The organism is Hymenobacter sp. J193, from assembly GCF_024700075.1.
GTDB lineage: Bacteria > Bacteroidota > Bacteroidia > Cytophagales > Hymenobacteraceae > Hymenobacter.
The window spans coordinates 1,099,128-1,114,466 of sequence record NZ_JAJONE010000001.1; the positions used below are offsets into that span (position 1 = coordinate 1,099,128).

Here is a 15,339-nt window from a genome sequence, read left to right on the forward strand (position 1 = left end):
TTCTACCGCCACACCTACTTCTCCCTTTATGATACTACGTGTACTTTCTCTTACCGGCCTGGCCCTGAGCCTGGGTTGCGCAACAGCCCGATCAGCCCACGCGCAGGCCGACCCTATCAAGTTTGGCAAGCTCGAATTGAAAGACTTCGATGCGAAAAACTTTGCCGCCGATACCGCCGCCGAGGCCGTGGTGATGGCCGATTACGGCCGGACGCATTTTGAGTATGCGCAGAACGACTTTAAAGTGGTGTTTGAACGCACCACGCGAATCAAAATCCTCAAAAAGTCGGGCTACGACTGGGCTACGGTTAAAATCCCCCTATATAAGACCAACGGCAACGAAGAGCGGGTCGGTGGCCTGCGCGGCTTTACCTACAACCTGGTGAATGGCCAGCTGGTAAAGGAAAAACTGGAGTCGACGGGCGTATTCACGGAGCAGCAGGATGCCAACCGCTCCACCCGCAAGTTTACCCTGCCCAACGTAAAGGAAGGCTCCGTGGTGGAATACACCTACATGGTGTCGTCGGATTTCCTCTTTAACCTGCAGGACTGGCAGTTTCAGCGCTCCATCCCGGTACGCTGGAGCGAGTACCGGGTCAGCATCCCGGAGTATTTCGACTATCGACTGTCGATGCAGGGCTACGAGCCCCTGGAAGTAAGCGAGCAGAGCTCCGGCACGGTTCAGTTTACGATACGGGACCGGAATGAAATGGAAACCGTAACCCCGTCCACCAAGATCTACCGCTGGGCTATGAAGGACGTGCCCGCCTTCCGCCAGGAGCCCTTCATTACCACGGTGCAGGATTATGTGGCCCGCGTCGATTTTGAGCTGAAAGGCACCCGCTTTCCCCAGCAGGGCTACACGCAGCAGATGGGCAGCTGGACCAAAATCAACTCGGAGCTGCTTTCATCCGATAACTTTGGCGCCCAGATCGGCCGCACCGGCTTTCTGAAAGCGGAAATGGCGGCCATCATGGCCAAGCACACCGAGCCCCTGGCCCGCGCGGCCGCCGTGCACCAGCTGGTGCGCACCAATATGCAGTACAACGACCACGACCGGATGTATAGCAACGGCGTGCGGAAGGCCTACGAGCTGCACAGTGGCACTGCCGCCGATATCAACCTGCTGCTGATCGGGCTGCTGCGCGACGCGGGCCTGACGGCCACGCCCGTTATCCTGAGCACCCGCGACAACGGCCGCCTCGACATAGCCTCTCCGATGGTTAGCCGCTGCAACTACGTGCTGGCGGCCTTGACGCTGCCCGGCCAAACCCAGCCCCTGCTGCTGGATGCCACCCAGAAACAAGCCGACTTTGGGATGCTGCCGGAGCGCGTGCTCAACACCCAGGGCCACCTGGTAACCGAGAAAAACCAGGAGGACCACTGGCTGACTATCAGCTCACCCCAACGCTACGTGCACTTCCAGACGGCCCAGTTGCAGTTGGACAGCCGGGGCGGCTGGAAAGGCAAAATCCACGACGAGCACGGCGGCTACCAGGCCCTCAACGCCCGGGCCACGCTGCAACGGCTAGGCGAGAAGAAGTACATCGAAACCACCTACATCAAAGGCAAGGAAGGCTGGTCGGTGCCCAAGTACACGGTGCAGCAGGCCGATGCGCTGGCCAAGCCGCTGGCCGTAGACATGGAAGCTGGAGGTAGCCGGGGATAATGAGCCGGCGGGCACCCTCTACCTCAGCCCGATGCAGAACTTCGGGGAAGAAGAAAACCCGTTCCGCCTGGCCGACCGCCGCTTCCCGGTTGATTTTGGCGCCGGCCACGACGAGACGCTTATGCTCACCTTCACCCTGCCCGAAGGCTACGAGGTGGAAGAGCTGCCCAAAAATGCCGCCGTGGCGCTGCCCGACAACGGGGGCCGCTTCCAGTACCTGATAAACCCAACGCCGGGCGGCCTGCAGGTGGTAAGCCGCATTTCCTTTACCAAAGCCGCTTACTCGGCCGAGGAGTACGCCAACCTGCGCGAGTTCTACAGCCTGATTGTGGCCAAGCACGCCGAGCGTATCGTCCTGAAAAAGAAATCCTAAGATGAAAGGCTTCTGCTTATTGTCCGCCGCGCTGCTGGCCTCTACGGCTGCCTGGGCCGGCGCTCCGCCCAAGTACCCGGCTGCTACCATTCCCGACGCGCTGCGCGAAAATGCCCACGCCGTAGTGCGCCTCTACGACCAAACGTTCACGGTGAAGTCGGCGGGGCAGGCGGTGAATACGCTGCGCTACGCCATTACCATTCTGGATGCCGACGGCGACGACTACGCCGTGGACCAGGTCGGCTACGACAAGTTCACGAGCATCAACTACCTGAAAGGCGCCGTGTACGATGCCGAGGGCAAGCTGCTGCGCACCCTGCGCTCCGCCGACGTGCGCGACGTGAGCATCACCTCCGACATCAGCATTGCCGAGGACAACCGCGCCCGCATTGCCAATCTGCAGCAGGGCCGCTACCCCTACACGGTGGAGTTTGAGGAAGAGTACACCACGTCCAACACCCTGTTTTACCCCGTCTGGATGCCCGTGCTGGCCACGCACCTGGGCGTGGAACAGTCCCAGTTTCGGGTGAAGATGCCCGCCAGCCTGCCGGCCCTCCGCTACCGCGAGGTAAACCTGCCGGCCGGCAGCCAAGACAAGCAAACCACCGAAGGCAACTACACGGTGCACGCCTGGAGCATCGTCAATGTGCCCGCCTTCGAGCCCGAGTCGTACAGCCTGCCGCTGCGGGAGCTGCTGCCTGCCGTATATACTGCCCCGGCCACCTTTGAGGTGCAGAACCACGCCGGCGACCTGACTTCCTGGGAGGGATTCGGCAGCAGTGGGAGTACCAGCTGAACGAAGGACGGGGCGAGCTGCCTGCCGCCCAGCTTACGCGCATGCAGGAGCTGGCCCAGCGCGTGCCCGACGTGCGCGAGCGGGTGCGGCAGGTGTACGAGTATCTGCAGGCCAATACCCGCTACATTTCCATTCAGCTGGGCCTGGGCGGCTGGCAGACCATTCCGGCCACCGAGGTAGCGGCCAAAGGCTACGGCGACTGTAAAGCCCTGTCGAACTACGGCATGGCTTTGCTGAAAGCGGCCGGCGTGCCCTCCTACTGCGCCCTGGCCGGGGCCGACCGCCCGGACATCCGGACGGACTTTCCCAGCAACCAGTTCAACCACATGATTTTGTGCGTGCCCCTGCAACAGGCCGCCCGCGCCGATACCGTGTGGCTGGAATGCACGTCCCAGACCACGCCCTTCAACTACCTGAGCGACTTTACGGCCGGACGCCACGTGCTGCTGCTTACGCCGGCGGGCGGCAAGCTGGTGCGCACCCCGGTGTATAAAGCCACCGACAACACCCAGTTCCGCCGGGCCGAGCTGCGCCTTGATGACCAGGGCAACGCCACCGCCACGGTGCGCACCCGCACGGCCGCCCTGCAGCAGGACGATCTGGCTCAGGTGTTTCACAACCTCACGCCCGACGACCAGAAAAAGCGCGCCTACCGCCAGATTTCCGTGCCCAGCTTCACCATCAGCCGCTATACCCTCAAGACCGGGGCCACGCTGCCGGTACCGGTGATGGTGGAAAACCTGGAGCTGAGCCTGCCCCGCTACGCCACCGTGAGCGGCAAGCGGGTGTTTGTAGTGCCCAACGTGCTCAACCAATCGGGGGCGCCGGCGCCGCAGCTGGGGGAGCGGAAAACGGACGTGTGGCAGAGCTTTGCCTACCTCGATGCCGATACCGTGCAGCTGACAACCCCGACTGGCTTCCGGCCCGAAAACTTACCGGCCCCCGTGCAGGTTTCTACCGCGTTCGGCACGTACTCGGCCCAGCTCCAGGCCCTGCCCGACGGTACTATTCAGTATATTCGTCGGTTGCAGATGAACCGGGGGCGCTTTCCCAAGGCCGACTACCCGGCTTACCTGGATTTTCGCCGCCGCATCAATAAAGCCGACAAAACTCCGTTAGTGTTCCTGAAAAACGACGTCTGAGGGCTTTGCCGCCAGCTTGCCACAGCGTTGTTCCAGCCCATTTTTCCTCGTGAGAAATGGGCTGGTTTATTTCTGGACCGCTTCGTCGGCTGCCCAACCTGATTGGCGGAATACCCGGCGGGAAAATCAGAGCTAATTCCGTACTTTCAAGGCCCTCTTGCTACTGGCCTGCTGCTGATGCTTTTTTCTGCTTTCTATTTGTCTACCCGGCGCGCTGTACGGCGGCTGGCCGGGGCCGGTGCGCTGCTGTTGCTGAGCGTATCTGCCTCCCACGCCCAGCGGGTGCTGTGGGCCGATGCGCCATCGGCCGCGGCCGTTAGCCACCCCGTGGTGCAGCGCCTGGGTACTTACCGGCCGGTGAACGTACAGCTGACGGCCCTGCGCCAGGTGCTGGCAGCCGCACCCTCGGCGGAAACCGCCGCACGCCGCAGCTCAGCCGCTACCGTTATAGCCCTGCCATTGCCCAACGGCACGTCCGGCCGCTTCCAGCTGACGACGGTGCCGGTGCTGCCCGCCGCGCTGGCAGCCCGCTTTCCGCAGATAGTCACCTACGCCGGCCAGGGCATCGACGACCCCACGGCCACCGTGCGGCTGGATGTGACGCCCGCGGGCTTGCACGCCCAGATTCTGTCGGCCTCCGGCACGGTGTACATCGACCCGGCCGGCGCGGCCACCCACGTGGTGTACGACCGTTCGGCCCTGACTGGCGCAGCCCCGGTGTGCTACGTAACCAGTGGCCGCGGGGTCGCCCAGACGGCCCGCACCCAGGTTAGTGCCAGCGGTGAGCAGCTCCGCACCTACCGCATTGCCGTGGCCTGCACCGGGGAGTACGCACGGGCGAAAGGCGGCACCGTGGCGGGCGCGCTGGCGGGCATTACCACCTCCATCAATCGGGTGAGCGGCATCTACGAAAGGGAGCTGGCCATCCGCCTGCAGCTGGTCGACAACGAAGAAACGCTGATCTACCTTGACCCGGCCACGGACCCGTATTCCAACGAGGTGGACGACGCGGCCCTGAACACCAATCAGCGCATTATCGACGAGAGAATCGGTACGGCGAACTACGATATTGGTCACCTCTTCTGCACCGCTGATGGGGGGCTGGCCTCGATGGCCGTGGTGTGCGAAAACGGCTATAAAGCCCAGGGCGGGACCGGCCTGCCCAACCCCTCCGGCGACGCCTTCGATGTGGACTTCGTGGCCCACGAAATCGGCCATCAGTTCGGGGCCAGCCATACCTTCAACGGCACGGCGGGCAACTGCGCGGGCGGCAACCGCGAAAGTACGACGGCCTACGAGCCAGGCAGCGGCACCACCATTATGGCCTACGCGGGCATTTGCGCCCCCCAGAATCTGCAGGCCAACTCCGACCCGTACTTCCACGCTATCAGCCTGGACGAAATCAGCACGTTTGCGGCCTCGGGCTCGGGTAGTGCCTGCCCGGCTCTTACCAGCACGGCCAACCACGCGCCCACGGCCTCGGCTGGCAGCCGCTACGTGCTGCCCATCGGCACCCCGTTTACGCTGACCGGCTCGGGCTCCGACGTGGACGGCAACATCCTGACGTACTGCTGGGAGCAGTTCGACAAGGGCGCCGCCGGCGCGCCTACCGCGCCCCGCGGGAGTGCGCCTATTTTCCGGTCGTATGCTCCAACGACCAGCCCAGCCCGCACGTTTCCGAACCTTGCCGACCTGCTGAGCAATACCACGCGCGTTGGGGAAGTGCTGCCTTCCTACGCCCGGCGGCTGGTTTTTCGGCTTACCACCCGCGACAACCGCGGTGGTTTCGCCGCCGACACCGTGCTGCTGCCCGTGGTGGGTACGGCCGGGCCATTTCTGGTGACGGAGCCCGCCGCCGCGCAGACGTGGTTGGCCGGCGCCCCGCAGCGCGTTGCCTGGGACGTGGCCCGCACCAATCAGGCCCCCATCAACACCCAGCTGGTTGACATTCTGCTTTCCACCGACGGGGGCCAGACGTTTCCCATTACGCTGGCGGCCGGTACGCCCAACGACGGTGCCCAGCTGGTTTCTATTCCGTCCAATACGCCGGCCACCACGCAGGCCCGCATCAAAGTGGCAGCCGTGGGCAACATCTACTTCGACATCTCCAACCAGAACAGCACGATTGAGGTGCCCGCCGCCGCTACGTTTGCCCTGAGCCGCGGGGGCGAAAGCGCCGAATTAACCTCCTGCCCCGGCACTACCATCACGACCAATCTGGTGCTGACGGCGCTGCAGGGCTTTTCGGGCAGCATCACACTCTCGGCCAGCAAGCTACCGGCAGGGGTTACGGCTACCTTTTCGCCTGCCACTGTAACAGTCTTCGGCCCGGTACAACTCACGCTCACCACACCGGCTACCCTGGCTACCGGAACCTATTCCGTTACTATCACCGCCACCGCCGGCAGCCAGGTGCGCACCCAAACCTTCAGCTTCCGGATTCCGACGGCCGTTACCGCCGCGCCTGCCCTGAAGGCTCCGGCCGCCAGCTCCACCAGCGTGTCGAACCTGCCGGTATTGAGCTGGGCTGCGGCTGCCAATGCCACCAGCTACGAGCTGCAGCTGGCTACGGACGCGGACTTCGCCCAACCCGTTTTTACGCAAACGGATATCATCGGCACCAGCTTCACACTGCCCACGGCGCTTACGCCCGGCACCACGTATTTCTGGCGTGTGCGGGGCCATAACGCTTCGTGCAGTAACGGTCCTTTTTCGGAGGCCGCCAGCTTCACTGTTGGTAGCATTGACTGTCAGACGTTCGTCAGCACGGATGTGCCCAAGGTGCTGGGCGTATCGGCGGTAGCTACGGTTTCCTCTACGGTGGTAGTTGAAAGCGCCGATAAAGTAGCGGATGTGAATGTGCGCAACCTGGCCGTTACCTATCCCGATGTATCGGAGCTGATTGTGGCGCTTACCTCCCCCACCGGGCAGCGCGTGGTGCTGGCTACCGATGCCTGCGCCGGTACCAGCGGCGTACAGGTTTCCTTCGATGACCAGGCTACGGCCGCTGTGGCCTGTCCGCTCTCCAGCAATGCCAGCGCGAAGCCTGCCAACCCGCTTTCTGCCCTGCAGGGCCTCTCCGCCAACGGCACCTGGACGCTGACGGTGCAGGACCAGAGCAACACGCTGGGCGGCAGTCTGCAGGCCTGGACGCTGGAACTGTGCACCATCCGCAACACGGCCACGGCCACCACTACGGCCAGCGCGCTGGCGGGCGTGTCGGTTTTCCCGAACCCCGGCTCCGGCGAGTTTCAGCTTTTGCTCGATAACGCCCGGCGCGGCACAGCGCAGGTACAGGTGCTTGATGCCTTAGGGCGCGAAATCAGCCGCGAAACCTTTGCCAAGCCTGGCACCCGCGTGCAGCGCCCTTTGCTGCTCCCGGCCCAGCCAGCCGGCCTCTACCTGGTGCGCGTACAGATTGACAACGCCGCCCCGGTCACGCTCCGACTGACGAAGCTATAAGTAGCTGTACCGGGGCTAGAAGCGGTAGCGTAGCTGGGCTTTCACCTCGGAGCGCTCCGGTCCCTGAATTTCCTCCAGCCCTGAGCCCACGGTAGCTACGTCGCGGAAGCGAGTAGTGGCGTAGCGCACCCAGAGGGTGAGGTGGCGGCTGAGGCGGCCCTCCGCCAGCAAATACATGCGTGTACCCCGCCCGTAGAGGCCCGGTACCGAAAACGCGTACAGCACGTCCTGCTCAAACACGTACTGGCGGGTGTCGTAGTCGTCGGTATCGAAGAGGGCGTAGCGGGCCGTGAGGCGTAGCGGGCGGCCGATGGCCACGGAGGCATCCTGGGCCATCAGAAAGCCGGTGCGCCAGGGTCCGTCGGCCTCGCGGTAGCGGGTGCCCTGCACGCGGGTACGCAGGCTGAAGATGGGGGTCACATCGGCATTGTAGTAGCCTAAGATGCTGCGGCGCACGGTGGGCTCGGGCAGCGGCAGCAGGCGCGAGGGGTCGGTGTCGAAGTCGTAGGGCTTTACGCGGGTGCGCACCTGCACGTAGAGCGTGCTGGTCTTGGTGGGCGCAAACGTGAGCCGCGCCAGCCAGTCGTGGCCCTGGGAAGGAGCCCCGACCCGGTATTTCAGCCACGGAAACCGGAACTGGTCGTAGTACGCCGACAGCTCCCAGCGGGCTACGGGCCGCACTTTCAGCCCCATGTACAGGCCGGTTTCGTTGATATTGCGGGTGTTTTCGCTGAGGGCGTTGCCGTAGAATGTGTGAAAGTCCCGGTCGTAGTGCCGGTAGAGCACCGAGGCATCCACATTCGAGGCCAGGCTTACGAGCAGGCCGTTGATGGTGCCGATGCCGCCGCTGGCCGAGCGGGCCGTTTCGCCGAAGAAGTTCACGTTGCCGCGCCCGTAGCTGTAGTTTACGCTCACGGCCGTATTGGTACGTCCCCGAAACTCGTAGGCGTTGTACAGTTCCGGCTGGCGCTGCAGGGCCTTGTCGTAGGCCGTATGCACGGCCGTGAAACCCGCCGTGAAGCTCCCGTCGCGGTTGGCGTAGTTCAGGTTGCCGCCCCCGATGGTTTCGCGCAGCTGCTTGCGGTTAGCCAACTCCGAGGCCGTGCGGTGAAAGCCCGTGAGCAGCACGCCCGAAGAAAACTCGTCGAACTCGGCCAGGGTATCGGTAGCGGCCTGCACGTTGGCATCCACCCGCTTGCGGGAACCGAATACCGTAGCCTGCAGGCCCCGCGCCATTGTTACGGTAGCCGCCGCGCCCCGGAAAAACGTGCTTTCCAGCACCGAGGAATACGGCCGCACACCCAGGGAGCTGCGCCGCAGGGAAGTAATGGTTTCGGCGCCCTTGCCCACCTGCAGCCCCGAGGACAGCAGCAAGCCCTGCCCAAACTGCAGCTGATAGTCGCCCAAAGCCAGGGTTTTCAGCCGGCCCCGTTCCTGCACCACGAAATGCGCCGAGAGGTAATCGGCGCCATAGCGGCGGGTGGCCGGGTTCCACACGAACTGCTCGCCGGCGTCTTTCTCGGCCACAAACCCCAGGCTAAAGTCGCGGGTGTGGCTGGTGCGGTAGCGGATCAGGAGCTTATCGGGGGAGCCGAGGTAGCGGCTGCTGAGGCTGCCGCTGCTGGTAGTATCGGGCGCGGTGTAGCCCTGGCGCTGCTGCAGCACCCGCTCGTAGCGAATGAACAGGGCATTGTTGTCTTCCTGCAGAATGCGCTGCCAGAGCGGACCGCGGGTACCGTTGGGGTTCACGTTCACCACCGTCACGAAGGGCGCCACGCGGTAAATGGCGCGCAGATCCAGCCCCGGAATCGTCTGGAGCTCATAAATACTGAGCAGCGGCCCGAATTCCTGGCGATGCTGCAGCAGGGCGGCAATCTGGGACTCGGAAAGCAGCAGCAGGGAACGGAGTTCCTCGGCCGTAGCCGTGTTCAGGTTGAGGGGCGTCTGGTAGAGCTGGACCAGCGTCTCGTAGAGGTCTTCGTAGGGCACCTGGTCGCTCTGGGGCTCGGCAAACAGCTCCTGCATCAGCTTGTCAAGGTCGGGCTGAGGCCGCACGTACTCCTGGGCCCGGGCAACTGAAGCCATGAGCACCAGGGCAAGCACTGCTGCTCCATTTCTGACCCGTTTGTGCCAGTGCCCGGCCGGCCGGGCCGATTCATCCCGGGAAGCGCCTTGGCAGGTTTTCAGCTTCTTCATGGCTGCGCCGGAACAGTAGCGGCCTCCGGAGAATCCAGCCGGAACGCTGCCGTGAGAAACTGGCTCAGCCCCAGCGACGAGTGCCAGGCGGCAGCGTAGTCGAAGCGGAAGCGGCCGGCCCGCAGCCCGGCGCCGCCCGTCACCTGCTCCGACAAACCGAGCACACCCGCCCGCAAGGCCAGGGCCGGCAGGGCCTGGTACTCCAGTCCGCCCCGAAACTCGGCACCGCGGTCCAGGTCTTTTTCCACCTCCGCGTTCAGCATCACCTTCTCAGTGGGGCGGTACGAGAGGCCGGCGCGCAGCACTGTAGGCACGCGCTCATCCTCGTAGGAAGCCAGCCTGGCTTGGTTGAGGTTGTAGAGGAAGGCCCCGAAAACCAGCCGCCGGGGCAGCAGCTCGGCCTGGGCGCCCACCGAAGCAGCCACGGCCCGCTGGCTGCCCAGCCCTTCCAGACTCACCTGCAGCATATCTACCCGGGCGCCCACGCTCATCACGCCGGTGCGGTAGGCATAGCCGGCGGCTACGCGCTGCTCGTTGTAGAGCTTGTCGCCGAAGCGCTGGAACGTGATGCCCACCACGCCGTAGCGGCCGGCCGCGTTGTCAGCGGTAGCGCGGCCCAGAGGCGCGGCCGCCGCCAGCGTAGCGGTAGAAAGGGCCCGCGTCAGAAACCGGTTTTCGGCGGCCACGCCAATTTCCAGGCGGTTCAGGGAGCCCAGGCCGGCTACGTTGTTGCTTAGCGCCCATACATCGGAGAGCGTGGCGGCGGCCTGGCCCATACCCGCCGCGCGGGCGCCGGCTACCCCGGGTCCGCTGCCCTGGGCGTGCGCCCAGCCTGCCATCAACATACAATAACTCACTGATAGGTATATTTTTCGCATAGCTGGAAGGTAGCAGGCGGCCCGGCTTTGCGCAAGGGCCTTAGCGCAATAATTTTCTATAGTCTATATCCTGGCCAGACAGCAAACTGCCCCGGCACCTTGCGGCACCGGGGCGGTATTGTCTTCAGCTTGCCAACAAAAAAATCAGGGGTTACTCCTTCACCAGCTTGAGGTGCTGACGCTGACCGTTCTGCACCAGGGTTATCATATATACCCCGGCCGGGCAACGCGTTACGGCGGCGCTAAGCTGGCTGCTGGCCTCGGCCGCGGAAGCTGCCCGGAAACTCAGCAGCACTTTGCCGTGCAGGGAGGTAACCGTCAGGCTGGCGGGGGCCGCCGCGAGGCCGTGCACCATCACCTGCCCGGTTGTGGGGTTAGGAGAAAGGCGGACCTGCCCGACGGCACCGGCCGCCGCCACAAACACCGCCAGGCTCTGGGTTGATTTCCCGCTGACGTCTACCTGCCGCAGACGGTAGTACAGTGCGCCGGGCGCGTGCTCATCCCGCAGCACGTAGGTATGCGGCTGGGCCGAAGTACCCTGTCCGGCCACGCGGCCAACGGCCTCGAACTCCCGCCCATTGGCGGATTTCTCAACCACAAAGTACGCGTTGTTCAGCTCCGAAGCCGTATTCCAGGTTATCTGCACGGCGTTGCCCTGACGCTGCGCGCTCAGGTCGGTCAATGATACCGGAAGAGGCTGATTAACCAATCCCACGCTGAAAACGGAGGCATTAGCTGTACTGGTAGCCGTAGCCCTGTACGGGGCGCTGGCGGTAGCAGCGCTGCCTGCCAGGCTGGTCCAGGCGCCGCCCACGTACCCATACACGCGCATTTTGGCCCGCTCCACACTGGCGCCTTCCTCGGCAGCGTTCCACTGCAGCGTAAGGGTAGCCGCCACGCCAGCCGCAGCGGGCACGACTTCCCAGGTCCGGCTCACAAACTCCGCCGCCTTGTCGTAGGGGCCGCCGCTGGTGCCGCTGGCGAGTACGCCCTCAAACACCCGCGCCCGAAAGCTGGTAGCCACGCCGTTGTTGGCTACCGTGGCAGGCGTGTAGCTGGTGCCGGTTCCGATGGGAAACTGCACGCTGGCGCCCGTAGCTACCGGCCGCACCAGGCTGCCGGCGCTGGCCGCCGTATTGTTCACCTGAATGTAGTGGCTGGCATCGGCCCCGCTGATGGTGGCGGCGCTGCCCAGCGTCAGGTCATGAGTACCCAGGCGCAGACGGCCGCTGGTGAGCGTGAGGGCGCCGTTGATGGCCACGGGCGCAGCCAGCGTCAGGCCGGCCGCGTTGTTAAGCGTGAGGTTGGCAAAGGACGTAGCCCCGGTAATCGTCTGATTGGTGGTACCGGCAAAGCTAACGGTGCCCGTAGCCGTGACGCTGCCCTGGTTGACCAGATTACCGGTAAGCGTGAGCGTGCTGCCGCTGGCTACTTCCAGGGTTGCGCCGGGGGCTACGGTGAGGTTGCGGGCCGTGAAGGAACCCACGGCAAAGCGCGGGGCAAACGTGGCACCGGCCGGCACCAGCACATCGGTGGTAGCGGAGGGCTCTATGCCGTTTTCCCAGTTGCGGCAGTCGGCAGGATCGTTGGAGTTGTCATTGCCCGTCCAGATGGCTACCGTATTCTCCGGAGCCGGGGCCGTGCGCGTGTTCACCACGGCGGGGGCCGTGTATGTAGCTTTCACATAGCAGCGCTGCCCGGCGTAGGTGTTGCTGGTGTTGCGCACCTTCAGGGCCACCCAGCCGGTAGTGGTGGGCGTGTAGCTGCCCGCGGCCGAGGCAGTGCCCGAGGCTGCACTCAGCGGCGTGCCGCTGAGGTCGTACAGGCCGATGGTGAGGCTGCGGGTGTTGCCGGCCGCTTCGGGGTACAGCTCGTACTGAATGGCTTTGCCGGCTTCCACGTAGATTTTGCCTACCAGCCGCGAGTTGGTGGAGTTATCCGGCAGACGGCCGCCCTGCCCCAGGCTGCGGCAGTTCAGGTCGCCCAGGTCGTCGGCCATTTCCCACTCCTGGGAGGTAGCCGTAGCCCGGCCCGGGCTGTAGCTGGTGCCCATGTTCACGGGTGCCCACACCGAGTAGCCCCGGCGGCCCAGCAGGGCCGTACCGTTGCAGGGTGGGGTGTTGATGTTGACGTACCCGTCGTTGTTTACCGTTTTGGTGTCGTTGCCGTTGGCGCCGGAATAGTCTTTCAGCACGGTGCCGGGCGCAAAGTCACACTTAATCCAGCTGTTCTGCCAGTTATTGTAGCTGTTGTTGATGCCGACAACAGCGCGGGCGCTCCGCTCAATAATCATGTGGTTAGGGGTCGACTTATCGGCGTCGGGGCGCACTTTGTAGGCTCCGTCCTTGAAGTTCAGGTTCTGGTGGCACCACAGCAGGTTTTCCAGGTCGGAGCGTACGGGCAGGTCGGTGGTGCTGGTAGCCAGGTGGCTCCAGCGCTTGCCGGTGTTGCCCACGTTGAACAGGTCTTCAAAGAAAACCTGCGGGGCGCCGTCCACGGCCAGCGCAATGGCGTAGGCCGCCGACAACCGGTCGTTGAACGGGTCGATGTGGCCGCCGCCCAGCTCGTTGCCCGAATCCCAGCCGATATAGTTGCCATTGCTGTTCAGCTTCGGCCGAAAGGTGTCGTGGTTGTTCACGAAAGGCACGGTGCGGTGCACGTACACGGCGCTGCTGCCGCTGCCGTACTGGGCCACGCGCCGGCTTTGCTGGCTGCCGGCAACGGCCCCCAGGTTGTAGCCGTCACCGCCATCGGTCATGGCCTTTAGGGCGCCGCGCAGCCCAAAATCGAAGGTACCGGTCTGAAACTCGGAGCCGCCGTTCTGGCCGTTCACGGCGTCGAGGTAGCTGTCCTGCTCGCCGGCACTGCCCACGTATTCCCCCACGTTGAACATGGCGTTGCCGCCATTGGCCCAGCCGGCGTTGTATTTCAGATTATAGGTCAGATCCTGCTGGGTGGCGTAGTCGAAGTGTTTCACCGCATCCCAGCGGAAGCCGTCCACGCCAGTCTGCTTTTTCATCCACACAATCCAGCTGCGGGCCTGGTCGCGGCTGTAGCCGGCGCTTTGTGCGGGGTTGTAAGCCGTAGGATGCTGCGCCAGGTACTCGCTGCTGAGCGGGCCATAACCGTCGCTGCCGCCGTCGTTGCCGCCGTAGCAGAAGTCCGGGCCGAAGTGCGGGGCGGCCATGTCGCCGCTCGTGGTGTTGTGGCCCAGGTGGGCGTGAAAGTTGGCGTAGTTTTTCGACCAGCGGCCCTGGCGCTGCGCGTAGGCGGTGCCGGAGTCGTCGGTTTCGGGCAGGGGCGTGCCAAAGCAGCTGTACCGAAAGGTTTTGTAGCCACCGTTGGCTGAGGTCGACATACCGTTGGGGTCCTGGCCGCCGGAGCCATCGGCGGTGCCGGCGCCATCCACGTGGTTGAGCACCACGTCCTGAATCACCTCAATGCCGTTGGCGTGCAGCACGGCCACCATGCGCAGAAACTCATCCTTGGAGCCAAAACGGCTGCGCACGTCGCCTTTCTGGTATTTGTCGCCCAGGTCGTACTGGTCGAAAGGCGAGTACCCAACGTCGTTGGTGGCATTCTTGTTTTTGGGCGTGGGCGGAATCCAAACGGCATCAATGCCCATGGACTTCAGGCGCGGGGCCATTTCCGTGAGGTAGTCGGCCCATTTAAAGCGGTAGGTATCATTGTAATAGTCCCACCAGAAGCCCTGCAGGACTACTTTTTGATGGTGGTCTGGGCGCGGGCCGGCAACCCGGAAAGTAAGAGCCACAGGCCCAGCAAAACCAGGAAGTAATTTTTTTTCATCAGCACGAGAGGTGGGGTTTGAGGCCGCAAAAATACTATTTTCTTTTCACTTAGGCCACGGTCTATCAGCTAGTATAAACTGGCGTCTATTCATCCGAGGCCTACCCGGTGCCTACCAGATAAATCAGGCAATAGAGCAATATTATCCATATAATATCACACCACTGCTCAGGCAGCTTTAGCCAGCCGACCAATTTTACCGGAGCGAAAATTAGCCATGCATCCTGCAGCGAAAATTAGCTGTGTTATATTTGCAAAGACAAAACCAGACCATAAACCTGGGGCCTAAGTAGCGCTATAATCTGTTGCCGACTACTTGCCTGTGCGCAACGCAATACCCGCTAACCGGCCCGGTCCGATTTCCTTTGCCTGCGTGCCGACGAAGAAACCGCGTACTTCCGGCGAGAACCACGCCCGCTCGTTTTCGGTTCTGCTTCTGATTATGGCTTTTCTGTTCCGCCACCTGCTGCTGGCTCTTATCTGGGTTTACCGCCGCTTGATTTCACCGCTCACGCCGGCCAGCTGCCGCTTTACGCCCACCTGCTCGGCCTATGCGGCCGAAGCCGTGCAGAAGTACGGACCCTGGCGCGGCGGCCGACTGGCGTTGCGCCGCATCGGGCGCTGCCACCCCTGGGGCGGCCATGGCTACGACCCGGTTCCCTGAGGTAAGATGGTGAAATAGTGAGTTGGTGAGTTTGACGTTCCAGCGGCGCTACTTGCGCAGAATGCGCCGCTAAAACGTCAAACTCACCAACTCACTATCTCACTATTTCACTGCTTCTCCGTATAAGAGGCTGACTTGCTGTGGTGGCCCGTGGCTGCCGCAGCTTTTTTTCAGCATTTACTGCACTTATTATGCGTCTGACAGTTCTTACCTCGGCCCTGGCCGGGCTGTTGCTTACCAGTAGCTGCTCCGAAGCTCAAACAACGGGCGAAACCGAGAAAAAATCAGCCGAAAAAGGCAAAAAGGGCGGCAAAAAGGGCAAAAAGACAAGAGCGACGCGCCCGTAGCCGAC

At 63.3% G+C, this 15,339-nt stretch carries 10 protein-coding genes; 7 read left to right on the top strand and 3 right to left on the bottom strand.

What is annotated here, in order from left to right:
* The first annotated feature begins 28 nt into the window (after nucleotides 1–28).
* The 5 genes from LRS06_RS04715 to LRS06_RS04735 all read left to right on the top strand — a co-directional run bounded on the left by LRS06_RS04715 (nucleotide 29) and on the right by LRS06_RS04735 (nucleotide 7,442).
* Nucleotides 29–1,669, top strand: coding sequence for a DUF3857 domain-containing protein (locus LRS06_RS04715; protein WP_257870425.1), 1,641 nt, complete (start codon nucleotides 29–31; stop codon nucleotides 1,667–1,669).
* A gap of 31 nt (nucleotides 1,670–1,700) precedes the next feature.
* Nucleotides 1,701–2,042: a hypothetical protein gene (locus LRS06_RS04720; RefSeq protein WP_257870426.1), complete on the top strand. Its 342-nt coding sequence runs from the start codon at nucleotides 1,701–1,703 to the stop codon at nucleotides 2,040–2,042.
* 1 nt (nucleotide 2,043) lies between these two features.
* Entirely contained in the window at nucleotides 2,044–2,838 is a 795-nt protein-coding gene (locus tag LRS06_RS04725; RefSeq protein WP_257870427.1) for a DUF3857 domain-containing protein, read from the top strand.
* 41 nt (nucleotides 2,839–2,879) lie between these two features.
* A complete protein-coding gene (locus tag LRS06_RS04730) occupies nucleotides 2,880–3,980 on the top strand; it encodes a transglutaminase domain-containing protein (protein ID WP_257870428.1) in 1,101 nt (366 codons plus the stop codon).
* A 198-nt stretch (nucleotides 3,981–4,178) separates the two neighbouring features.
* Entirely contained in the window at nucleotides 4,179–7,442 is a 3,264-nt protein-coding gene (locus tag LRS06_RS04735; RefSeq protein WP_257870429.1) for a reprolysin-like metallopeptidase, read from the top strand.
* A gap of 15 nt (nucleotides 7,443–7,457) precedes the next feature.
* Here LRS06_RS04735 and LRS06_RS04740 read toward each other — a convergent pair whose 3' ends face one another.
* The 3 genes from LRS06_RS04740 to LRS06_RS04750 all read right to left on the bottom strand — a co-directional run bounded on the left by LRS06_RS04740 (nucleotide 7,458) and on the right by LRS06_RS04750 (nucleotide 14,288).
* Complete coding sequence (locus tag LRS06_RS04740) at nucleotides 7,458–9,527, bottom strand: helix-hairpin-helix domain-containing protein (protein ID WP_257870430.1); 2,070 nt, start codon at nucleotides 9,525–9,527, stop codon at nucleotides 7,458–7,460.
* Between the two features lie 107 nt (nucleotides 9,528–9,634).
* Entirely contained in the window at nucleotides 9,635–10,477 is an 843-nt protein-coding gene (locus tag LRS06_RS04745; RefSeq protein ID WP_257870431.1) for a hypothetical protein, read from the bottom strand.
* A gap of 190 nt (nucleotides 10,478–10,667) precedes the next feature.
* Complete coding sequence (locus LRS06_RS04750; RefSeq protein WP_257870432.1) at nucleotides 10,668–14,288, bottom strand: alpha-amylase domain-containing protein; 3,621 nt, start codon at nucleotides 14,286–14,288, stop codon at nucleotides 10,668–10,670.
* Between the two features lie 477 nt (nucleotides 14,289–14,765).
* On the opposite strand from LRS06_RS04750, the gene yidD reads away from it, so the two are divergent.
* Together yidD and LRS06_RS04760 are read left to right on the top strand one after the other, a co-directional pair.
* Entirely contained in the window at nucleotides 14,766–14,987 is a 222-nt protein-coding gene (yidD, locus tag LRS06_RS04755; protein WP_196953432.1) for a membrane protein insertion efficiency factor YidD, read from the top strand.
* Between the two features lie 191 nt (nucleotides 14,988–15,178).
* Complete coding sequence (locus tag LRS06_RS04760; protein WP_257870433.1) at nucleotides 15,179–15,334, top strand: hypothetical protein; 156 nt, start codon at nucleotides 15,179–15,181, stop codon at nucleotides 15,332–15,334.
* The last annotated feature ends 5 nt before the right edge of the window (nucleotides 15,335–15,339 follow it).